20 protein-coding genes and 1 pseudogene are annotated in these 21,155 nt (G+C 62.5%); 11 read left to right on the top strand and 10 right to left on the bottom strand.

What is annotated here, in order from left to right:
• Positions 1-1,092 precede the first annotated feature (1,092 nt).
• The 6 genes and pseudogenes from ACODTJ_RS25480 (at position 1,093) to ACODTJ_RS25455 (ending at position 9,277) form a co-directional block, all read left to right on the top strand.
• Entirely contained in the window at positions 1,093-1,389 is a 297-nt protein-coding gene (locus tag ACODTJ_RS25480; protein ID WP_488850708.1) for a hypothetical protein, read from the top strand.
• Between the two features lies 1 nt (position 1,390).
• On the top strand, positions 1,391-1,735 hold the full coding sequence (locus tag ACODTJ_RS25475) for a HigA family addiction module antitoxin (protein ID WP_488850706.1): 345 nt from the start codon (positions 1,391-1,393) through the stop codon (positions 1,733-1,735).
• Positions 1,736-3,225: 1,490 nt separating this feature from the next.
• Entirely contained in the window at positions 3,226-4,104 is an 879-nt protein-coding gene (locus ACODTJ_RS25470; RefSeq protein WP_488850704.1) for a hypothetical protein, read from the top strand.
• A 127-nt stretch (positions 4,105-4,231) separates the two neighbouring features.
• Positions 4,232-5,080, top strand: a complete 849-nt coding sequence (locus ACODTJ_RS25465) for a hypothetical protein (RefSeq protein ID WP_488850702.1) — start codon at positions 4,232-4,234, stop codon at positions 5,078-5,080.
• 220 nt (positions 5,081-5,300) lie between these two features.
• A pseudogene (locus tag ACODTJ_RS25460) lies at positions 5,301-8,601 on the top strand (vitamin B12-dependent ribonucleotide reductase); the annotation flags it as partial.
• Positions 8,602-8,824: 223 nt separating this feature from the next.
• Positions 8,825-9,277 (top strand): hypothetical protein, encoded by a 453-nt coding sequence (locus tag ACODTJ_RS25455; RefSeq protein ID WP_488850700.1) that lies wholly within the window; start codon positions 8,825-8,827, stop codon positions 9,275-9,277.
• Between the two features lie 49 nt (positions 9,278-9,326).
• Here ACODTJ_RS25455 and ACODTJ_RS25450 read toward each other — a convergent pair whose 3' ends face one another.
• Entirely contained in the window at positions 9,327-9,821 is a 495-nt protein-coding gene (locus tag ACODTJ_RS25450; protein ID WP_488850698.1) for a hypothetical protein, read from the bottom strand.
• 275 nt (positions 9,822-10,096) lie between these two features.
• Here ACODTJ_RS25450 and ACODTJ_RS25445 point away from each other — a divergent pair, with 275 nt between their 5' ends.
• Positions 10,097-10,741, top strand: coding sequence for a hypothetical protein (locus ACODTJ_RS25445; protein WP_488850696.1), 645 nt, complete (start codon positions 10,097-10,099; stop codon positions 10,739-10,741).
• On the opposite strand, the gene ACODTJ_RS25440 is transcribed toward ACODTJ_RS25445, so the two are convergent.
• The 8 genes from ACODTJ_RS25440 to ACODTJ_RS25405 form a co-directional block, all read right to left on the bottom strand.
• Complete coding sequence (locus tag ACODTJ_RS25440) at positions 10,742-11,581, bottom strand: hypothetical protein (RefSeq protein WP_488850694.1); 840 nt, start codon at positions 11,579-11,581, stop codon at positions 10,742-10,744.
• 135 nt (positions 11,582-11,716) lie between these two features.
• Positions 11,717-13,099, bottom strand: a complete 1,383-nt coding sequence (locus ACODTJ_RS25435; RefSeq protein ID WP_488850692.1) for a hypothetical protein — start codon at positions 13,097-13,099, stop codon at positions 11,717-11,719.
• Positions 13,100-13,101: 2 nt separating this feature from the next.
• Complete coding sequence (locus ACODTJ_RS25430) at positions 13,102-13,473, bottom strand: hypothetical protein (RefSeq protein WP_488850690.1); 372 nt, start codon at positions 13,471-13,473, stop codon at positions 13,102-13,104.
• A 61-nt stretch (positions 13,474-13,534) separates the two neighbouring features.
• Complete coding sequence (rnhB, locus tag ACODTJ_RS25425; RefSeq protein ID WP_488850688.1) at positions 13,535-14,221, bottom strand: ribonuclease HII; 687 nt, start codon at positions 14,219-14,221, stop codon at positions 13,535-13,537.
• Entirely contained in the window at positions 14,214-14,492 is a 279-nt protein-coding gene (locus ACODTJ_RS25420) for a hypothetical protein (protein ID WP_488850686.1), read from the bottom strand. The genes rnhB and ACODTJ_RS25420 overlap by 8 nt, the downstream gene beginning before the upstream one ends.
• A 40-nt stretch (positions 14,493-14,532) precedes the next feature.
• Positions 14,533-14,790, bottom strand: coding sequence for a hypothetical protein (locus ACODTJ_RS25415; RefSeq protein ID WP_488850684.1), 258 nt, complete (start codon positions 14,788-14,790; stop codon positions 14,533-14,535).
• Between the two features lie 223 nt (positions 14,791-15,013).
• Positions 15,014-15,697, bottom strand: coding sequence for a hypothetical protein (locus tag ACODTJ_RS25410; RefSeq protein ID WP_488850682.1), 684 nt, complete (start codon positions 15,695-15,697; stop codon positions 15,014-15,016).
• Positions 15,698-15,790: 93 nt separating this feature from the next.
• Positions 15,791-16,621, bottom strand: a complete 831-nt coding sequence (locus ACODTJ_RS25405; RefSeq protein WP_488850680.1) for a hypothetical protein — start codon at positions 16,619-16,621, stop codon at positions 15,791-15,793.
• Positions 16,622-16,746: 125 nt separating this feature from the next.
• On the opposite strand from ACODTJ_RS25405, the gene ACODTJ_RS25400 reads away from it, so the two are divergent.
• From ACODTJ_RS25400 to dgt, 4 genes are all read left to right on the top strand, one after another.
• Entirely contained in the window at positions 16,747-17,577 is an 831-nt protein-coding gene (locus ACODTJ_RS25400) for a hypothetical protein (protein WP_488850678.1), read from the top strand.
• Positions 17,578-17,686: 109 nt separating this feature from the next.
• A complete protein-coding gene (locus ACODTJ_RS25395; RefSeq protein WP_488850676.1) occupies positions 17,687-18,079 on the top strand; it encodes a hypothetical protein in 393 nt (130 codons plus the stop codon).
• Positions 18,080-18,149: 70 nt separating this feature from the next.
• Positions 18,150-19,358 (top strand): hypothetical protein, encoded by a 1,209-nt coding sequence (locus ACODTJ_RS25390; protein WP_488850674.1) that lies wholly within the window; start codon positions 18,150-18,152, stop codon positions 19,356-19,358.
• Positions 19,358-20,539: a dGTP triphosphohydrolase gene (gene dgt / locus ACODTJ_RS25385; protein ID WP_488850672.1), complete on the top strand. Its 1,182-nt coding sequence runs from the start codon at positions 19,358-19,360 to the stop codon at positions 20,537-20,539. The genes ACODTJ_RS25390 and dgt overlap by 1 nt, the downstream gene beginning before the upstream one ends.
• Here dgt and gmk read toward each other — a convergent pair.
• Positions 20,540-21,155: guanylate kinase (gmk, locus tag ACODTJ_RS25380; RefSeq protein WP_488850670.1), on the bottom strand; the 616-nt coding region annotated here is incomplete at its 5' end. It abuts the gene before it with no gap.

Here is a 21,155-nt window from a genome sequence, read left to right as displayed (position 1 = left end):
CTGGCGCATTGGCTGAAAGCTCCTTGAGGCTCCGGATAAAATTGAGCGCACCCGCAGATACAGCCGGCTAAAGAAAATGGCGCGAATTTCCAAGGTTTGGATTCGAACCGTGACAACTTATGGATTTGAATCGAAAATTCGCGAGCTTGTTCAGTAGGCTGAGTTTCAGGCTTTGCCAAACGGATGTGGCGCAGGCTCCGCCCCTGAGTGCCAAAACAGGAGGCGAACATAATTTCATCGACGGGCCGGTCATGCCCTGCCGCCAACGAGAAGCGGGCGTACACCCGGTCGAGAACCAGCATTGACGATTGTAATGACGTGCATTACAGCGAGGTATGGCTTTCGCGATCAATCCCTTTGTTTGCCCTGCACCGTCACGGGAATTCCGGCCTGGCGACCACTTGGCTGATGAAGATTGGTCTTCGCGCGCTGCGGCCCGCGCGATCGAGACTGCGCAGAAGCCCTGGACGGGCTCCCCCATTGAGAACGGATTGACGGGGAAGCTGCTGAGCCACCTTGAGGCATGGCAGCAAGGCAGCGTCCCCAATCAGCAGGTTTTTTGGCGTTTTCATGACCTTGTGGCGCATTCTGCGCGAATCACGCCTCCCGAATTGTATCGTCTCTGGTTGCCGCCAATCAGTATCCCTGAGGTCTGGGATTTCGACTGCGGCACCTATCCGGTGTTCAATATTGGCGACCTCTGGGAATCTAATCTCACCCTGGAGCTCTTCTCCGAATTCTCATTGCCGATCGTTCCGGACGGTTTCGAGCATAGAGATGCCTCCGTCCGGGCACGAAGGCTGCTTATCGACGCGATGGTTGAAAGGCTCACCGCGCTCGCGGAGAGCTGTGCACCCATCGACCTGTTTCGAGAGCTCCACGCGGTCATCAAGGAGCGTTTAAGGTTCCGTGTTCGTTGGTCGAGTGCCGCCTGCGATGCAGAACCCACTACCTCTCCCATTACGACCCGAGATCAGGTTCTCGGTCTTGAGATCATGACCGGACAATCTCCGCCGTCTGCCGAAAATCGTTTGCCGGAAGCCTCAACGGCTACCCGGCAGGGTTTTTGTGCGGACAAGGAGGAACAGGGCCATGGAGCCGTTCGCCGACGAAGTTACAGAAGAGATCTACCTGACTCGCTTTTCGACATGCGCGCCTCCCCACGTTGTGGTTGCCGCACACAAGGCTATCCACCTCATCCTGGCCGCTACACAACTAAGCGATCTGCGTTTCGCCGGAACGCCGGTGAAATTTCGCGGCCGTCCGGGCACGTTCGGCGTGATCGTGGACGACAAGTGGCACGTCACATTTCAGTGGTTCAACGCGCTCGGCCCGCGACAGCTCAAGTTTGAACGGCGTAAGCCGTCATCCACCCAGGACTTGGAGTAACATGAAGACTGGTCTCAGACATTCGCTCGCTGCCCCACCCCCGACGCCTGGAGAGGTCCTCCGAGATCGTCTTCAGGCTGCCGAGGGGATCACTCAGGACAAGCTCGCCCTCGCCATGAAGGTCTCGCGATTCTCCGTGAACCAAATTGTAAATGGGAGACGCGCCGTCACGGCGGAGATGGCAATGCGCCTGGGGCGGGTGACGGGTACGAGTGCCGAGTTCTGGCTAAATCTACAGCGCAACGTCGATCTTTATGAGGCTGAGCGGGTGATGTCGGCCGAGATAGCGACGCTCCCAATTCTTCTGCGCGCCGTTGATGAGGAGGACTTCGAGGAGGTGGATTAATCGAGACCTTCGCCGAGACGGCTGGGAAAGGGATTGCGGATTTCGGAGGTAGGAGCGGCGCAGGTGTTTCAAGCTATGGGTTTGAAATGGATCAACCTATGGGTTTGAACGCAAGATTCCCCTGGAAAAACAATCCGCCTATTTTCACACTATGGCTGCAGTTCGCTGTTGGGGGTGGCGCGCAACAGCTCAAAGGACCTGGATCTGGACGCCAATCCTTTTCAAACGCGCGCCTACAACGGACTGATCGACGCCAAGCCGTCCGCCCAGGTGCCGGCGATGCGCCGAAGGGCCACCCTCACCAGCGGAGCTATTGGCCCCTCGAAGCGCTGGTTGCGGAACGGGGGAATTTGAGCGTTCGCGCCGAATGTGATGCGACGCCTTTGGCCGAGAGATGCTCGTCGACCACTGCTTCGCCGTGGCCCAAGCGGGCGGTCGAAATAACCTACCCTCCAAATCCGAAACTGAACTCCGTGATTGCAAGGTTGATTGACCGCAGGATGGCGGAAGAGCTCACAAGGCTCATGGACGGCCCCCGCCATGGCCCTTTGATGGCATGCGGCTGCACGTAGGACTGCTTTCCAAACTATGGGTTTGAAATGGGACAAACTATGGGTTTGAACCCAGGGTTTCCCCGTAAAATCAATCCGCCTATTTTCATGTTATGCCTTCACTCTGCGGCTGCGCGGTGCGATCAGCAGCGGCAAGGACATGGATCTGGAAGCCATTCCTTTCAAAACGCCCGCGACAAGGGACTGATCGGCGGTAGCTTTCCGCGTGTATGGCGGGGAATGCTTCACGGAAGCGCTCTCGTAGACAGGTAGGCGGCGTTTTGAACCGGCAATACCCCGCTTGGCCGCGGCCGAGTGGGTTCACATCGATTGGGAAAGCAAGCTTGGAAGCGAGCCATGTGGGGGGCGGCGCGCTGTTTCCAAACTATGGGTTCGTTGTGTGACAACTTATGGGTTCAAAATGGAAATCTCGTAGCAATTTCAAAGCACCAGATTTCAGGATTTGACGTAGCGCGCGGGCACTCCGCGCCTCATTTAAAGGAGGAGAGGGCCGTTCAGGCGCGTTGGCGATCGTTGTGTCGAGCGAATTCGGCGCCGGGACGACGCCAGATGCCACATAAACAGGCTCTTCACAGCCCATCGGCTGGCTTCGCGAGCGCGAATCAGATTTCCATCAGCCTAGGAACGCCTCTGCCGCCCCGCGAAGGCGGAATATACGTCGACGAGGGGGAGTATGCGCCCGATTTTAGGCCCTCGGAAACACTGCCAAATAAGTGTTTCAAACTATGGGGGGCCATTGGGCGCGCGTGACCAAACTATGGATTCGGTCGTGACAAACTATGGGGGCCGGTGAAACGAAAAAGCTGAGTGTTCTCAGTGAAGCCGTTTCAAGCTATGCCTAGGTGCACAATTCCTTGATGAAGGCGCGCTCTTGAAGGACCGTGGACTCTCAATTCAAGGAACGATCCAAGGATCGACATGACGACCTACCCATCCGTGAACAAGCTCTTCCTCGTCGGCGCCATCCATGCCGCACCTACGGTGGCCCTTCAGGGACGTTCTCGCGTCACCACGATTGGCATTCGCACGCTCGACGACGAGACGGAGCTCGTGCACCGCGTCGTCATCAACGAGGAGATGTTGGTCCAGCCGATCTTCGACCAGCTCTCTGAGGGGCGCCTGATTCAGGTCGAGGGTCGTCTCGACTATGACGACAAGGGAGCGTTCGTCTCGGTTCCTGCTCGCCGAGGCTTCGATGTCCAGATCCTCGGCGGTGAAGCTCGGCCAGTGGTCAAGGCGCAGTCCACGGCGACCCCTGCTCGCGAGCCTGCGAGCTCCAGCAATGGCTCTCCTGCGGCTCAGCGAGCCTCGGAGCAGGCAAGTACCGCTCCAGCCGCCACGCACGCGCCCCAGCCGGCTTCTCGGCCGGGCCCGGGCCCGTCGACGCCAGGGCCGCGGACCGGTCTGGGCGGCCTCGCAGCAGCCGCGACGAAATCGAACCAGGCTGATGATGACACCGGCGCTCCCGACGATGGCGGGGATGCGGAGGCTGGGCGCTCGACTGCTGCGAATGCACCGCCGCCCGCTGCGCAGCGTTCTGGTCCTCCTGGGGCTCGCCCGGCGCCTCCGGCGGGCGGGACTCCGCGCCCGCAGCCTGCGCCTTCCTCGCTCGCGAATGGCGTGGCCCGGCCGACGCCGCCGGCTCGCCCCGGATCCTCGCCCAGGCCGGCTTCGGCGGGTTATGGCGGTGGCGCCAGCGGTCCTTCGTTCGATCGGTCTCGTGTGACGCTCCCGTCGTCAAGTTTAGATGACGACATTCCGTTCCGCCACGAAGGCTACCCCGAAATCGTGGCATAGGCCGGGCCAATTCAGGCGCGCTGCCAGGCGCCAACGCCCCTGCGAATGAAGCAGTGCGGGGTTTGCGGCTTGCAAGGAGCGCAGAAACAATCCTTTCCGATAGCACCGTCAGTTAGCGAAGCTCCAAATGGCCAAACGCGCGTCCTCCGGGCTGTCGACCCATGCGGTCATGGCACAGAGACATGAGGCGATCGACAGCCTCGACTTCTTCCCAACCCCACCGTGGGCGACCAGGGCGTTCTTCGAGGACGTGCTCTTCGACCGGGAAAAGGATCAGGCGACCGGCCTGCCGCTGATCAAGTTCCGCCCCTTGTTCGGTGGTGGCGTGCTCCAGCGCAGCGCGGGACCAGTTCAGTCGCTGTCAGTTTGGGATCCCGCGGCAGGCGAGGGGCATATGACCGAGGTGCAGCGGGAATACGTCTCGCGTGTCCACGCCTCAGACGTCCACGATTACGGCCGCGGCTACGATCTCGGGAGCTATGTCGGAGAAGGTGCAGACGTCGCCAAGCGCAAGGAGGATGTCGACATCATCGCGACCAATCCGCCCTTCAACCTTGCCGTCGAATTCGTCGAGCGCGCCCTGACCGAAGCTACGAAGATCGTCGCCATGCTCCTGCGTACCGTCTGGGTCGAGGGCAAGGACCGCTATCAGCGAATTTTCCTGCCCTGCGCCCCGGACATCATCGCCCAGTACTCCGAGCGCGTGCCGATGACGAAGGGCTGCTGGGATCCCGACGCCAGCACTGCCACAGCCTACGCCTGGTTCATCTGGATCACCGATCCGAAGCTGCGCGCCATTCCGCGGATCCCTGGCGTCTCCAGCACCATCTGGATCCCTTACGGCGCTGAGGCTCGCTACACGCGTCTCGATGACCGCGCGCGCTTCGGCAAGCCGAAACCGCCGCGCCCGGAGCAGACCTATGCCGACATGTACGATGGCGATCTCTTCGCCCCCGCACCGATGCCGATGATGTGAAATCGAATTTTCGGTGGACGGGTACCCTCCAATTTCCTGCCGCGCCCATCAATCCCTAGTGGGGCTGTTGATCATTCTGCAGAGCCGACACAAGATTTAGTAGTTCTGTCTTTCGAATCGGACATGCAAGGTCATTGTCCAGACCAACGATTCGAGTTCAGCTGCAAGGATTGAAATTTCTGATCCTTGTGGCGCTCGATGCCACCCTGACGAGGTCACCATGAAGTTCCAGCGTTTCTTCACCAAGGCGACGACGGGCGCATACGGCGCGATCGCCTTCCGCAAGGCCAATTCCGAAATCAAGAATCCCGATGGCTCGGTCGTCTTCAGCGCCCGCGACATGGAGGTTCCGGAGAACTTCAGCCAGGTCGCGGTCGACATCATCGCGCAGAAGTATTTTCGCCGCGCCGGCGTGCCCGCCCGCCTGAAGAAGGTCGAGGAAGAGAGCGTTCCGTCCTGGCTCTGGCGCTCGGTCGCCGACGAGGCGGCGCTGGCAGAGCTCCCGGAGGGTGAGCGCTTCGGCGGCGAGCAGAATGCGGCACAGGTTTTCGACCGACTGGTCGGCTGCTGGGCCTACTGGGGCTGGAAGGGCGGCTACTTCTCCTCGGAGGAGGATGCGCACGTCTTCCACGACGAACTGCGCTACATGCTCGCCAAGCAGATGGCGGCGCCGAACTCGCCGCAGTGGTTCAACACCGGCCTGCATTGGGCCTACGGCATCGATGGCCCGGGCCAGGGGCACTTCTACGTCGACCCCTTCACGAGCGAGCTCGTGGCCTCGGCATCGAGCTATGAGCATCCGCAGCCGCATGCCTGTTTCATCCAGTCGATCACCGACGACCTCGTCAACGAGGGCGGTATCATGGACCTCTGGGTCCGCGAGGCGCGCCTGTTCAAATACGGCTCGGGCACCGGGACGAACTTCTCGAACCTGCGCGGCGAGAGCGAGAAGCTTTCGGGCGGCGGCAAGTCGTCGGGCGTGATGTCGTTCCTCAAGATCGGCGACCGTGCCGCCGGCGCCATCAAGTCGGGCGGCACCACGCGCCGCGCGGCCAAGATGGTCGTGCTCGACATCGATCATCCGGATATCGAGACCTACATCGACTGGAAGGTGAAGGAGGAGCAGAAGGTCGCGGCTCTCGTCACCGGCTCCAAGATCGTCAAGAAGCACCTGCTCGCGATCATGGCTGCCGCCCAGGACGGCGAAGGGCGCCTCGAGGTCGATCCGACCAAGAACCAGCCGCTGAAGCGCGCGATCAAGCACGCCCGCAGGGACGTTGTTCCGGACAACTACATCAAGCGCGTGCTGCAGTTCGCCAAGCAGGGCTACAACGCGCTGGACTTCGCCACCTACGACACCGACTGGGATTCCGAGGCCTACAACACGGTCGCCGGCCAGAACTCGAACAATTCGGTCTCGCTCAGCGACGATTTCCTGCGCGCCGTCGAGAAGGACGGTGACTGGAACCTCATCCGCCGCACCGACCGCAAGGTCCACAAGACGCTGAAGGCGCGCGACCTCTGGGAGAAGATCGGCTACGCCGCCTGGGCGTCGGCGGATCCGGGCCTGCACTTCAACACGACCATGAACGACTGGCACACCTGCCCGGCCGGCGGCCGCATCAACGGCTCGAACCCGTGCTCGGAGTACATGTTCCTGGACGACACGGCCTGCAATCTGGCGTCGCTCAACCTCCTGACCTACTACGACCCGGAGACCCGCACCTTCGACGTGAAGGGGTATCGTCACTCGAACCGTCTCTGGACCGTCGTCCTGGAGATCTCGGTCATGATGGCGCAGTTCCCGTCGTCGGAGATCGCCCTGCGTTCCTTCGACTACCGCACGCTCGGCCTCGGCTATGCCAACATCGGCGGCCTGCTGATGACCATGGGCCTGCCCTACGATTCGAGCGAAGGTCGCGTCCTGAACGCCGCGCTGACGGCGATCATGACGGGCGACGCCTATGCCACCTCGGCGGAGATCGCCGGCGAGCTCGGCACCTTCCGCCGCTATCCGGAGAACGCCGACAACATGATGCGCGTCATGCGCAATCATCGCCTCGCCGCTCACGGCCGCTCGACGGGCTATGAGGGCCTTTCGGTTGCGCCGGTTCCGCTGGACCATGGCGTGCTCAAGAGCATGATCCAGAAGGATGGCGACATGTTCGACACGCTCTCGCAGGCCGCGGGGAAGGCCTGGGACACCGCAGTCAGGCTCGGCGAGAAGCACGGTTACCGCAACGCGCAGACAACCTGCATCGCGCCGACCGGTACGATCGGCCTGCTGATGGACTGCGACACCACCGGCATCGAGCCCGACTTCGCGCTGGTGAAGTTCAAGAAGCTGGCCGGCGGCGGCTACTTCAAGATCATCAACCAGGCCGTGCCCGGCGCGCTGCGCGCCCTCGGCTATGGCGAGAGCCAGATCGCCGAGATCGAGGTCTATGCGGTCGGCCACGGCAACATCGACCAGGCGCCGGCGATCAATCCCGCGACGCTGCGTGCCAAGGGCTTCGGCGACTCGCAGCTGGCGAAGCTGAAGGACGCTCTCAAGAGCGCCTTCGACATCAAGTTCGCCTTCAACAAGTGGACGCTGGGTGAGGACTTCCTGCTGAACACCATCAAGGTGCCGGCCGAGAAGCTCGCCGATCCCACCTTCGAGCTCCTTCCCTTCCTTGGCTTCTCCAAGGCCGAGATCGAGGCCGCGAACATTCACGTCTGCGGTGCGATGACCGTCGAGGGTGCTCCGCATCTGAAAGATGCCGACCTGGCGGTGTTCGACTGCGCCAACCCGTGCGGCCGCACCGGCAAGCGTTACCTCTCGGTCGAGAGCCACATCCGCATGATGGCTGCGGCTCAGCCGTTCATCTCGGGTGCGATCTCGAAGACGATCAACATGCCGAACGACGCGACCGTCGAGGACTGCAAGAGCGCCTACATGCTCTCGTGGAAGCTGGCGCTGAAGGCCAACGCGCTCTACCGCGACGGCTCCAAGCTCTCGCAGCCGCTGAATTCGGCGCTGATCTCGGAAGACGACGAGGACGCCGACGACGCGATCGAGGCCTTCCACCAGCAGCCGATGGCCGCCCGCGCCGCCCAGGTCACCGAGCGCATCGTCGAGAAGGTGGTCGAGCGCGTCGAGCGCAAGCGCGAGCGCGAGAAGATGCCGGACCGTCGCACCGGCTACATCCAGAAGTCGGGCGTGGGCGGGCACAAGCTCTACGTCCACACCGGCGAGTACAAGGATGGCCGTCTCGGCGAGATCTTCATCGACATGCACAAGGAGGGCGCGGCCTTCCGGGCGATGATGAACAACTTCGCGATCGCCGTCTCGCTGGGCCTGCAGTATGGCGTCCCGCTGGAGGAGTATGTCGATGCCTTCGTGGGCACTCGCTTCGAGCCGGCTGGCTTCGTCCAGGGCAACGACATGATCAAGTCGGCGACGTCGATCCTCGACTTCGTCTTCCGTGAGCTCGCGATCTCTTACCTGCAGCGCTTCGATCTCGCGAACGTTCAGCCCGAGGACACCTCGCCGACGGCGATGGGGCTACCGGTCTCGACCGGTCTCGTGCGCGGCCGGGTGACCGAGCACCTGCGGGTCGTCGAAGGCTCCGTGGTGCGCCAGGAAGCGTCTCCCGACCATGGCAGGGGTGTCGTCGTCGCCATGGACGGGAACGCCGCTCTCAAGATCGAGCCGATCCGCCCGGCACCCTGAGGCACATTCCACAACGCGCGAGGTTTGAAATGCCCGAGATCACAAAGGCCACCATCGAGGCGGCTGTGCTGGCCGAGTACGAAGCCGTGCAGGGCAAAGTCGTCCTTGCCCACACGATCGAGTGCTACGACGAGCACGACGACAACGCGACCGTCGTCTGCGACCCCCCGGCCATCTGCCGCATCCAGCCATATCGGGATACCGAGCTCGGCGAAAATCTTCTCCGCTGGACGGATGACGCCAATTGCGACCCAATCTTCAACCTAGTCGTCCTGGAGAAACATCCCGCCTTCGCCGGCGTCCGTCCGTCGTGGATCTATGGCACGACGCGGAGCAAGGACGGTACCACCCGGGCCGGCGGTTTCGAACTGGCGGATGCCGCGCATCAGACGCGTTACGAAGGCGCCAAGGCGCTTCCCTATGAGACCGGAGCCTGTGCTCCCGAGGGAAGCGAGCCGAGCTTCCAGAAGACCTTCGGCTGACCTCTGGCGACCCCGGGCACGCGGCCCGGGGCCCAGATCCACTCTTAATTTAGGCCGGAAGATTGAAGCCCGACATCGGGGTGTAGGATTGGATCACTCGGCCATGGACCGTACGGGTGAGCGGCCGGTTCTTGGCATCGGTCATGACCGTTCCGTTGATCGCCTCGCGGACCTTCGCCCCGATTTTGAGGTTCAGCTTGGCCTTCTTCTGGTTGCCGTGGAGGTAAGGGTCGCCGCCGACCACGTAGGCATACGACGCGGCGAACTTCTCCTCCTGCATCAGTTGGGCGAGCACGGTGTCTGTGATCGACTCCGTGAACTTCCCCGTCTTAGCGAGATAAACCGCCATGCCGGCGACGTCCTTGAGGATCTCAAGGGTCTTCACATGCAGAGCGGCTTCCTCCCTGTCCAGCACACCCAACTTCAAGAGGTAGTCGAGCAGCGCCTCGTGAACCACCTCGCTCAAGGGGCGATTGAGCTCCTGCACCTTCTTGTCGATCACCGGGTCCAGGCGGACCGAGCGCTTCACCATCAAATCTGACATTGAGAACCCTTTCTGATAATGTCCGACATCGCATACGATAGCGTCCGACATTATCTATGATAGCGTCGGACATTATCAAGAGGGTTTCGAAGAAAGGTCGTGAAGCGGGCCCCATGTCCAAACTATGGGTTCGAAACGGACCAACTTATCGGTTCGAGAGGCCAAAAGACGCGACTTTCCAATGCCGGTTGTTTCAAACTATGGGTTCGTTTCGCCCGCGGTGCCTTTCATCGGACCGCGGTAGGATCCTCGGAGAACAGACCCGCGAGGATGCGATGACCGATTTCGTTTTCACCATTGGCGTGCCGACCGACCTGGAGCCGTCCGGGATCGCGGTGACGACCGTGCCGGTCGCGAAGGGACCTCGCCTGTTTGCGCAGGTCGCAGAGGCAATGCGCAGCGCGAACCGGGCGGTATCGAGCCGCTACGTGAACTACGACGATTTTCCAGGGGACAGTCTCTACCTGGAGAAGATGGACTCTGTAGGTGAGCAGTTGCGCTTCCAAAAGCTCGCCTTCGCCGACGGCGAAGAGACCAGGAAGTGGTCGATGGAGGGCCACTTCGACGACGAGGAGATCACCCACGAGGAGGTGATCGAGGCAGCCACAGAGGAGCAAGCGAAGGTCATCATGGCCTTCAACACCGTGCTCATCGCCGGCATGCCGGCCGCCTTCGAATACGAGCGGACCACCACGTCGATCCCCATCCTCGAATACGCCGAGTCCATGGAAGCGTGCGACTGCGCTCTGGTGGAGCAGCCGGAGAACGCACCGACACAGGAATTCGAGGAGCTCGTGGCGAACCTCGTCCGCAACGCCCGCGCTGAAGGCATCGAGCTCGATGGCCTGCAGGAAGTGATCGAGGCTCTCGACGCCGCCGGCGTCGACACCGCTCCCTCGGCGGCACCAGGCCTGCGCTGACTAGCGCAGGCCGCTATCGGACGCCGCAGAAGGGCCTGGGAGCCACAGCTTGGTGCCCAGGCCGGCCAGAGCTGCCAGCTGATTCACCAGACCGCTCCCAGCCGCCCTGACGGGCTCCTGCTGGGTATCCACCGCGTCACCATCGGTCGAGGACGAGAAGAGGTCGAGGACGCGGTCAGCGACGATTTTCTCGGAATAGCCCTTCAGGTGGGGATCGGCCGGCACCAGGACCGCAGTGGCCCCCACACCGACCTGTGCCTCGAAGGGCACCGCGAACCCTTCAAGCATGTAGCGAACCGCGTGAGCCGTCCCGCCACCGCCAGACACGAGGCGCTCGCGAACGGCCGACGGGGTCATGCGTGGAGCCTCGCGCGGATGTCCGCGGGAATCCACGACCCACACCTTCTCATTGATCGAGAACAAGGGCGGCATCGCGATGTCATTCGGCAGGCGAACGATCTCGACCGGGTTATCGGCTGCCAGGATACGGCGAGCGGATCGGAGACGCTGGGATGCGATCGCCTCGGTCTGGATCAGACCGACCTCGCGCCGGCGGAAGAAATGCGAATTGCGGGCAAGCCAGAGCCGCGTCGGGACCAGGAACCCGCCCATCATCGCTTCGGCCGAGGCGACATCGCGTTCGGCCTGGGCGCGGGATTGCTCGCGGACGAACTGGACCGCCGCTTCCTCGGATGGAAACGCACGCTGGCCTGAGAAGACCAATCGGTCGGCGCCGAGCAGCTCCACGACCGGCTCGCGCCAGTCGCCGCTGTGCATATAGGTCACGCCAAGCGCGCGGATAGCCTGTGTCCGGGAGAGCGAGGTCTCAAGGGTCGGCACGAATGCTGTTCCTTCAGGATATCGGTCGCCACGCATCTGGCGTGACGAGATCAGATGATCATGAAGGATAGCTCGGATTTGGCGCCTGGCCCGAACGCCGAATGCCCGGATAGACCAGAAATCCGGGGATGGCGGTCACATCCGGAGCGCGGGCGCGTCGTCGTCGAGGAAAGATAGCGGCCGGATGTCGTTGTCGTCGGATTCGACCGTCCCGAGAGCCGGACGAACGAGCTCATCGAACGCGTCCTCGAAGCCCATCGGGACGATCAATGGCGCGAACTTTGCCATGCGCGCGAGCGCGTTCCCGTGGGAGGCCAGGCGAGCGATATTCTCTGCGACTTCCTGCTGAAAATGGCGTTCCAGTGTGGCTTTGGTATGAGGACCGGCCGTTTCCAGGTCGATGAAGGCGTCCTTGTCGCTCGCGCTGCGGGCGCCAGCCAGGATTGCCTCGATGCTGCGCGGCGCGTGGATAAGCGCGACGGAGGCAGCGTGCTTCATCAGGTCGTCGGTGGTCAGAAGGCCGGGCGAAGTCGCTGCTGATACCGCAGCTCGGATCGCGGACCAGGTCTGGGGAGGGCAGGAGCCTTCCTCATTCCATCGCGCCGCGCCGGCCTCGCGGAACGCCGCGAAGCGCAGCGCTGCAGCCGGGTCGCCTCCGGAGCGCAGAAAGGCGGTCGTGGCAGCCGCGTCGGCGAAACACTCCTCGAGGTGGCGAGCCACCTCCGAATTCCTGGAGACGGTGCCCAGGTAGCGCGCGGCAAAGCTCAGCGCGATCTCGCGAAACGATGAGAGCCTGCGGGCATCATCGGATGAAATCGCCGGGAAAGCGTATTCGGAATGCCAGGCGCCGCCGATGCGGGCGCAAAAGGTCGCCCCGGTCAGGAACGGGGAATAGGGAATGATGAAATCGACGGAAGGAGTCTTCGCACCACGGCCGAGACCCAGAAGGGTTCGACGGCATGCCGGCTGAAATGCGTCAGCCATCAGCGCCTTCAGATCCGAGAGCGCACCACGCTCGCCGGACGCGTCCGCCGGCAGGACGGCGTCGACGAGGTCGCGATCCGTCCAGGCGGACGCAGCGAGGGCGAGCGGATCCACGACGTTCAGCGCGAGGCCAAGCCGAGAGGCTTCAGGCTCAAGAATGCCGAGCGCCCAGCGGAGGTCCGGATCCTTGATGATTGGAGTGCGCTCGATGATGCCGCCAACGCCTGGTCGGATGAGCGCGGGCCCCGTGCCGTCGAGAAGATAGGCGAGCATTCTCGCCGTGACGTCGGGGCGGCCGAACGGGATGATTTTGGTGCGCCGCCCCTTAAGCATGCGCTTGGCGACGTCAGGCACGAGCTCGATCCGGTTCTCGCCCGAGCTGTCGTCAAGGATACCGATGACGTCGGCACCGATCCGCGGCATCACCTCACCTTCGAACTGGACACGCAGAACGCTTCCGTCGGTCAAGGCAACCGTATGCCTCTGACCGCCGATGCGACCGCGTACCGTGCCGAGGATGAGGCGCTGCGTCATGTTCAGAAGCCAGGGGTCGGGGCAAAGTCCCCGATGAAGCTCACCGGATACTCGCGGGAGGCTCCGGTCTCGAAGCTCATTTCCTTCAAGACCGCCGCCTCTGGCGAGAGCTCGATCGCCAGATCGAGCAACTCCGCGTCGACCGACGTGAGCCGCCTGATGCCGTCGGTGCCTTCCAAAAAAGCACCATCGGACCCGCGGCCGACTTCAAGATACACGCCGTCGGAATCGCGACCGATGCCCGTGTAAAGAGGCGGCGCGCCCAAATCTTCAGGGATCTTGTCGACGCAGACGACGAGCACCGAGCCCTGGAGATCGGGATCGAGAATGAGGGCTGCTGCATTCCGGATGGAAGTGTCGAGTTCAGTCGTCATGGGCCTGCCAATCGGTGTCATTCCGAAAGGTTGCCGCGCGAGCTTGAAAGTCACCAGCACGCTAGGTGGCCATCGAGTCGAAGAAAGAGAGCTGCGCCGCCGGCGGCGATTTCCGCTTCCTCGGCTTGATGATCTCGGGCTCTGTCCACCAGGGTTTGAGCGGGGCAAAGGTCATGCGATGCTGAGGGCTGGGCCCAAGTCGAGCGAGCGCCTCCAGATGCGCCGCTGTGCCGTAGCCATCATGGCTCGCGAAGCCATATCCCGGCAGCGCCACATCAAGCCGTTGCATCAGCCGGGAGCGGCTTTCCTTGGCGACGATGCTCGCCGCGGCGATTGAGAGGCTTCGCGCATCTCCGCCGACATACGCCGCGGCGAGACAGGGCAGATCCTGCGGAATGATGTTCCCATCGATGCAGGCGTAGCCCGGCCGCATCGGAAGCTCATGGATAGCCAATCGCATGGCCTTCATGGTCGCGATCAGGATATTCGTGCTGTCGATCTCTGACGCTTCCACGCAAGCAACGCCAATGGCGATCGCCTTCTCCATGATGAGGTCGTAGAGCTCGCTCCGGCGGGCAGCGGAGAGCTTCTTCGAGTCATCCACGCCTTCGGGCAGATCTTCGGGATTCAGGATCACGCAAGCGGCCGTGACTGCACCAGCGAGGCAACCGCGGCCCGCTTCATCGACTCCGCAGACCAGCCTGTGGCCTGAGGCGATAAGGCCGCTCTCGATGGAAAAATCAGGCATTGGCCGGCGGCTCGGGAGCGGTGGCGAGCAGCGAGCGGTAAAGCCACAGCCTACGGAGACGCTCGCAACGAACCTCAGCCTCTGCCTCGGCACCCTGAAACACGATCTGCAGATCGTTCGGAATGTGCGTCCGCCAGTCTTCGGCCGGGTTGAAGATCACTTCGTAGCAGGACTTATCGCTGGCCCTTCTAACGCAGTACGGCGTTTCGTCAGCGAGCGCATCGAGCATCGCATCTGTCGGCTCGACAGGAAGCAACTTCCACTCGCTCATCTTTCCATTCTCCGACGAAATCTGAGTGCGAGAGCGCGTCTCAGGGCCGTAGCGACGGCGCCGGCAGATCGGAAGCGCGCAGTCCATGGAACGGCTTCTCAGGGCGGGCCTCGAAGGTGGTGAAGGAAATATGGACCCCGAGCGCGAGCAGTCGAGCGCAGAAATCTTCGTCGCAGGCTGCGGGGTAGGCGCGTTTCGGCGGCACCAGGAGCGCCGCACCCAACTCGGTGCCGGAGATCAACATGGGCTCATCGCTGAGAATAAGCGCATTTCTCGTCGCCTCGCTCTCATCGAGCACGCGAACCTCGCCCGTCGGCTTCGGGCCGCATAGACAAAAAGATGAAGCTGGCCATCCTCGCGATAGACGTGCCAAGTCCGATTGCTTCCTTCGCCGACGGCTGCGCTCCAGCCATAGAGAAGCGTTCGATCCGGACCGTCGTCGACCGCGATGCGAGGCGCCACGTCGGAGGGCGACAGGTTCCTGATCCGGTGGAAGGCTTCTTCGTTCATTGCGATTCTCGTCAGACTTGTTCCATTAGCATCGCACCGTCTCGCGAAACCGACGAGGGGGCACGATGCGGCTCAGGTGAGATTTCGAGCGCGCCGAACAGGTAGCAATTCCAGTTCTCGGTTGCCCTGATCCAGTCCGTGCGTGCCTGATCCTCATCATCGTAGACAAGATCGCCGACATCAGCGTCCTCGAAGCGCAGCAGGAACTGCCGCTTCGTATGGTCGCTGGGCTGGCACCAGCGCGCGCCGTCGATGACGGAGGGCGCCGGCAGGGGCAGTGGCTCGGCGATGATAGGCGGAACGAGCAAGATCGAATCGCTCGCCCCCCAGAGGGCTCGCTTGATCTCGGCTTTCGCAACCACCATGCCGGCATCAGCGCTCTCGAACGAGGGCACCGCGTCGGGATTGACGGGCACGCCCTCGAACAGGTCGCTCCCAAGGGTGCGACCGACGGCCCGGCTGTCCTCCAGCGTTTGCCCGGTGATCTGCCCGCGCCAGGCGAAGCCCAGGTCGAATGCAGCAATGATCCGACTGCGCAGCTCGGCGATGTGCTCGTCACGACGCTCGATTGCCTGCACGAGGATCTCGTCCACGGGCAGGTCGACCTCGCCGTGTCCGCGCAGCGCCGCGAGGGCTGCAGCAATCACGGCGAGCGCTTCTACCTCGGTCGGATCGCGACGCTCGCCGCGTCCCATCCGTTGCCCTATAGGAAAGGCCCTCGTTCGGGTCGACGTAGAAGAACCCCGCCAGCGAAGCAGGGTTCGAAACGACTGGAACAGCAGCTTCCATTACGCGGCCACGCTTTCTGAGCCGGGGCGTTCAAACAGATGCTGGAGGGAGTTCTGCACCACTCCAACCCAGGCAGTGAACCTGCGCAATTGGAAGCGCTCAGTGGTGGGGTCGAGGTTTGCCTCCCGTCGAATCTCGGAGAGCACGTTGTCCTTGTTCCTGAGGAAATCGACCACGGTGTAACCGCGCGCTCGGGCGTAAGCGAAGAGCATGCAGTCGCAGTAGGGGATACGAATAACCTTCGCTCCCCAACCGCGGACATCGTCGAGAAGAGCCGGCAGATCGCGGCCGTTCTCATAGGGCAGGTAGCCTTGTTCGCCGCCAGCCGTGTCGTTGAGCACCAGGAAGAGTTCGCCACCCAAGGCATCGCGAGCGTCTCGCAGAGCCGCTTGAGCCGACCGGATCGCAAGGTCATCGGGCGTCGCAACCGCCACAAAGCGGAAGGCCACGCCGTCCTCGCGGGCGAAGTCACGGACGGAGTTGTGACGCGCCCAATCCATCAGGCTCGTCGTCGTATTGGCCCCCAGATCGGTGATCGAATCGCCGGACGACCAGACGGAATAGCAGCTGTTGAATCGCGATTCATTGTGCCAGCGGTTGGCTGCGCTCTCGGCGATAGAGGCCGTCGCCGGAAGCGACACAGAAATCCGTTCCTCGCCCAGGAGACCGCTGAGGCGGCGCTGGTGATCGACCTCGACGACGTTGATACGCGGCGCGTCGGGGACGTCCGCTCGGGCGACATCGTGAGCTTGGACGAGGAGGTTCGCCAGCAAAGATTTGCCCACGCCCCCCTTGTCGCTACCAATGATCGTTGCGGCCTTCAAATTCATGATCGTCCCCATACGGGAGGGTTTCTTCAGCTCTGGACCGAGACAATCCTTTCTGCGACGCTCGCGTCAAGGACGGAGCATTCAATCCATGCGATTCACGGTGGATGGGGTTCTGCGAGGATAGAATGTCGAGCTTTCACGATCACGGCACGGTCCGCATCTACGAAACGGCGGACGGCTTCGAGGTCTTCTCCCCTCGCTTCGACTTGGCGACCCGTGAGGTCCTGCGCAGTCTGAAGGCCTATTTCGATGGCGCCCGGCGATCCTGGAGAGTCGTGCCGCGCTATACCCGGTCGAAGCCAGAGGATGTGCTCATCAGGTTGCAGAAGGGCCTTGAAGACGCCGCTCCGGAGGGCTGGCTGGCAAAGGTCGCAGCCATGTCCAAGATGCGAACGACGACGCGCCGGTTCTCATTGAGCATCGGCCTGGGCGGTATTCGGGTGGAAGTTCCGCCCGGACACAAGCACGAATGGACGCTCAAGAACCTCGACAAGCAGAAGATGGCCGAACGAGACGGCGTTTCCTACCTCGTGCCGGCGGCCTATTGCACAAACGCCACCGTGGTCGATGTCTTGAAGACCATTGCCGAGGATGATCGCTCGGCACTCGCGACCGCCGTCGACTACCTGGAGGAGTTCACCCTCCGCGGAGAGCTCTCACTTGCTCCTGAGGAAGTCGAGATGTTCGGGCTCAACCAGGCTGCGAACAGCATCGTGTTTGCAGAGCCGTCGTTCGTCAGGGCTGCTGACGGGTCCATCCCCTCGGAGCCAATCGACGCTTACCCGTTGCGCCTGCTGATGTTCAAACCCGCAGAAGGCGGTGGAGAGGCAAAGTTCGCTTTCATAACCGGAATCGACGCCTGGAAAATCATCCGGCAGCGTAATGCCGGCGACATGCCGGGCAAAGCACTGGCATCCCGTCAATGCAAAGGGCACTGGGCGCGGCGCCGCGGCTGAAACGCGACGCGCTATTCACGGATTTCTTCTCAGCCTAGAAGAAACTGTTTTGTGGGTTTCGGGAACCGCCCCAACAATCCTTAACAAGGATTAATGTTGAGGATCTCCCATGAAGCCTGCTCGCAGCCAGGACCGTCGCAAGCCGAATTCCAAACAGCCGCGCTCGCCGAGCGCTCGTCAGGCGCCGCCCGCCCGCAACAGGCCGGTCCAGGACTTCGAGACCGAGATCCTGCCGAACCTCGAAGCCGCCCGCGCAGAATGGCTCGCAAAGGCGCGACTCGTTGCGCTTGAGCTGGTCAAGGAGCGAGGCCAGATCACGTCCGACGACGTCCGCGAGAAGTGCCCGATCCCGGCCGGCGTCGATCCGCGCTGCATTGGCCCGCTGTTCCGTGACCCGATGTGGGAGCTCGTCGGATACGTCCGTTCCAAGCGCAAGATCTGCCACCATCATCCGATCGGCCTTTGGCGGCTGAAGAACGACCAGCGTGCGAAGGCCGCCTGAGCGAAAGCGCTCCTGGCTTGCATAGTGCCGATCTAGGCTTCGTCGAACATCACCGAACCACGGAACGACGATGCCCAAGATCGGCAACTACCACTACTCCGACGGCAACATTGCCAGGCTGACCTTCGGCATCGACCGAGCCATCACCGTCGTTCAGTACGACGCCTTCGAGGCGATGGGGCTGATCGGATCGGAGGTAAACGGCATCGCCGTCCTCGACGACGACAACGTATCGGTCATCATCGACCGACACATGATCGCCGCTCGCAAATCCGCGCAGATCGAGGAATTCGAGCGCATCAAGGCCATGCCCTGGTCGCAGCTCTCCCTGTTCCTGCGGACCCATCCTCACCTTTTCCCCGGCACGGCAGAGGATCTGCTGACCGGCCGCGAACCGGCTCGTGGCGATCTGATCAATCAGGCGCGAACCCAGCGGGATGTCACTTTCGCGCCTGCTGCCGATATCCGAACGCAGGCGATGTTGGACGAGAACGCAAAGCCTGACGGCGCGTACCATTGGCCCGCTAGCGGCCGTTCTGAGGTGATTTCCTTCCTGTGTCAGCACTCCTCCCACAGCACGAACGGCGCGTTCGGCTACGCACTCGGCTGGGACATCAAGGCGCCCGATTTTGATGGGACCGGCACGACGCACGAATTCACTCCCGACCGCGCATTCGCCACCCTTTGGAAGGCGCTCATTGAAAAGGACGATCACCTCTTCTGGGATGTATGTGCCGAGGCGGTCTCGCCCTATGTCGATGGGCTGGTGCAATCCTGGCCCGGTGACGACGACGGCGATTGGGTCTTCAGGACGGAGGGACGCAGCGGTGGCTGGCTGGTGCTGTCCAAATGGCGCAATCACCGGATGGAGTTCAGCTCTGCCCAGGGGCTTCGCTCCTTCCTCGACGAGCTTTCTGACGCCGATCTCGTCGACCTCTACAAGGGCATCGTTTGCTTCGACAGCGACCTTGCCAACCCGGGAGACACGGTCGCATGGGGCTATTCGCAGCGCCGCGCCAATCGGGAGGAGGCGTGGAAGGAGGATCCTGCCAGCGCACTGACGCTCGCCGTGCAGTATGGGCTCTCCAAGGATGAGCTCGCCGGGATTGCGAAAGCGACGAACATGACTGCAGACCAAATCGTCAGCGCGCTCGACGACGTCCAGATCGACGAGGACGCGGTGCTAGGCATCGTCGAAGCGTTCGGCGGCGAGGGCGAGCGCGAGCGGGTCAGCGAGCTCATTGCGGAGCGCGGCTACCGCTACGCACCGGCATTCTGATGCGCTCTCCGGTCGCGGCAGATACGATCACGTCTCGTGGACGCCTCTTCGAAGGGCCGTGTACGGATGGGCGTTCGGAATTCGCTCGCGACCGGCAGCGAGTTATCCACTCTGCCGCCTTTCGTCGTCTGAGCCTGAAGACCCAAGTCTTTTCGGTTCCAAGCGATCACGCGAGGACGCGGCTCACCCATACGCTAGAGGTCGCTCAAATCGCGCGAGATATCGCAGCGCGGCTGCATCTCGACGAAACGCTTGCGGATCTGATTGCGTGCTGCCACGACCTCGGGCATTCGCCGCTCGGGCATCGCGGAGAGGATCAGTTGTCGGAAGCGCTCCGAGACTTCGGAGGCTTCGACCATAACGCCCAGGCGGTCGCGATCGTCGAGCGACTGGAGCGCCGCTATGCGACGTTCGATGGTCTGGACCTGACCTTCGAGGCACTCGAAGGCATCATCGCTCACAACGGTCCTCTCGTCGGGGCTGACGGTCTCCAGACAGGAAAGCATGCAGGGAAGCCAATTCCTAAGGACATTCGCAGGGCGGTCGAACTGCGCGGCATTGACCTCGCGAAGCATGCGTCCGCCGAGGCGCAAATCGCCGCCCTTGCAGACGACTGCGCCTACCTGGCTGCGGATCTCGAAGACGGGGTCCGCAGCGGGGTCATCGACCTGCGCCGCGTGCGCGAGGTCGAGATCGTTGACCGCGTGTGGCGCGCGTCCGACCTGGATGCAGTCGGAGACCAGGAGCGGAGGGCTCATGAAATTTCCCGGGGCCTGATCAACGGGATGGTCTCCGACATCACGCAGACCTCTGCAGAGCTCCTGCAGGGCCTCACGCACCCGGACCAAGTACGCGAGCGAGCAGAGCCCTCGATCAGGCTCTCTGAGCCAATGTTGGCTTTGCAGGGCGAGCTGAAGAGCTGGCTCTATGCAAACCTCTATTGGAGCGAAGCCGTGAAGGACGAGGCCGACGAGGCCGCGCGGAACGTCGGAGAGCTCGCAACCTGGTTTCTGGAAGAGCCGTCACTGATGCCTGGCGAATGGGGGATGGGGCTGGATGCGGCTGACGCGCAGATGATTGCAGATCGTGTCAGGGATTACGTCTCGGGAATGACCGATCGATATGCCATGGCGCAGCACCAGACGATCGCGTCCGGCAGGGCCCTCGCACCGTCGATCTGATCAGGGCGCCGGCGCGCGGACCCCGAGGTCATCCTGCAGAGCCAGGAGCACGCCTCCAGCCTCATCATCGAGACGCGGCGGCGAGACCTCCAGACCCAGTCGCCGAGCCCGCTCATAGGCCACGATCTGCCGCAGGGATGACAGGCATGCCTCAAGATCTTCGTTGACCAGGAGGTAGTCGTAATCTGCCGCGTGGGAGACGTCTTCCGCTGCGCCGGCGAGCCGGCGCGCAATGACCTCGTCAGAATCCTCGGCGCGCCGAACCAGCCGCGACCGAAGCGCCTCTGCGGAGGGAGGCAGGATGAAAACCCGAACGCTATGGATCGGATACGCGTCCGCGATCTGTCCTGCGCCCTTCCAGTCGATATCGAATAGGACGTCCCTGCCTCCACGGAGTGCTGCATCCACCGGAGCCTTCGGCGTGCCATAGAGGTTTCCGTAGACCTCAGCCCATTCGACCAGGCCGCCGGCGGCGACCTCGCGCCCGAACTGAGAGCGATCGACGAAATTATAGTCGATCCCGTGTCCTTCGCTCCGGCGCCGCCCCCGCGTTGTCATCGAGACCGAGGGAACAAAGCGAGGGTCGACCTTTAGAAGCGCGCGGGCAAGCGTCGAC

The organism is Allobosea sp. FG18 (assembly GCF_057809495.1).
Note: the sequence above shows the minus strand (reverse complement) of the source record. Positions and strands in the feature narration are given on the sequence as shown.

Bases quoted from the DNA above. Each gene is read 5' to 3' on its own strand.
- ACODTJ_RS25480 (WP_488850708.1), top strand. From the start codon at position 1,093: ATGGAGCCGTTCGCCGACGAAGTTACAGAAGAGATCTACCTGACTCGC.
- ACODTJ_RS25470 (WP_488850704.1), top strand. From the start codon at position 3,226: ATGACGACCTACCCATCCGTGAACAAGCTCTTCCTCGTCGGCGCCATC.
- ACODTJ_RS25430 (WP_488850690.1), bottom strand. From the start codon at position 13,473: ATGACGACTGAACTCGACACTTCCATCCGGAATGCAGCAGCCCTCATT.
- ACODTJ_RS25435 (WP_488850692.1), bottom strand. From the start codon at position 13,099: ATGACGCAGCGCCTCATCCTCGGCACGGTACGCGGTCGCATCGGCGGT.
- ACODTJ_RS25450 (WP_488850698.1), bottom strand. From the start codon at position 9,821: ATGTCAGATTTGATGGTGAAGCGCTCGGTCCGCCTGGACCCGGTGATC.
- ACODTJ_RS25455 (WP_488850700.1), top strand. From the start codon at position 8,825: ATGCCCGAGATCACAAAGGCCACCATCGAGGCGGCTGTGCTGGCCGAG.
- dgt (WP_488850672.1), top strand. From the start codon at position 19,358: ATGCGCTCTCCGGTCGCGGCAGATACGATCACGTCTCGTGGACGCCTC.
- ACODTJ_RS25465 (WP_488850702.1), top strand. From the start codon at position 4,232: ATGGCCAAACGCGCGTCCTCCGGGCTGTCGACCCATGCGGTCATGGCA.
- ACODTJ_RS25410 (WP_488850682.1), bottom strand. From the start codon at position 15,697: ATGGGACGCGGCGAGCGTCGCGATCCGACCGAGGTAGAAGCGCTCGCC.
- ACODTJ_RS25390 (WP_488850674.1), top strand. From the start codon at position 18,150: ATGCCCAAGATCGGCAACTACCACTACTCCGACGGCAACATTGCCAGG.
- ACODTJ_RS25400 (WP_488850678.1), top strand. From the start codon at position 16,747: ATGTCGAGCTTTCACGATCACGGCACGGTCCGCATCTACGAAACGGCG.
- ACODTJ_RS25420 (WP_488850686.1), bottom strand. From the start codon at position 14,492: ATGAGCGAGTGGAAGTTGCTTCCTGTCGAGCCGACAGATGCGATGCTC.
- rnhB (WP_488850688.1), bottom strand. From the start codon at position 14,221: ATGCCTGATTTTTCCATCGAGAGCGGCCTTATCGCCTCAGGCCACAGG.
- ACODTJ_RS25395 (WP_488850676.1), top strand. From the start codon at position 17,687: ATGAAGCCTGCTCGCAGCCAGGACCGTCGCAAGCCGAATTCCAAACAG.
- ACODTJ_RS25475 (WP_488850706.1), top strand. From the start codon at position 1,391: ATGAAGACTGGTCTCAGACATTCGCTCGCTGCCCCACCCCCGACGCCT.
- ACODTJ_RS25445 (WP_488850696.1), top strand. From the start codon at position 10,097: ATGACCGATTTCGTTTTCACCATTGGCGTGCCGACCGACCTGGAGCCG.
- ACODTJ_RS25405 (WP_488850680.1), bottom strand. From the start codon at position 16,621: ATGAATTTGAAGGCCGCAACGATCATTGGTAGCGACAAGGGGGGCGTG.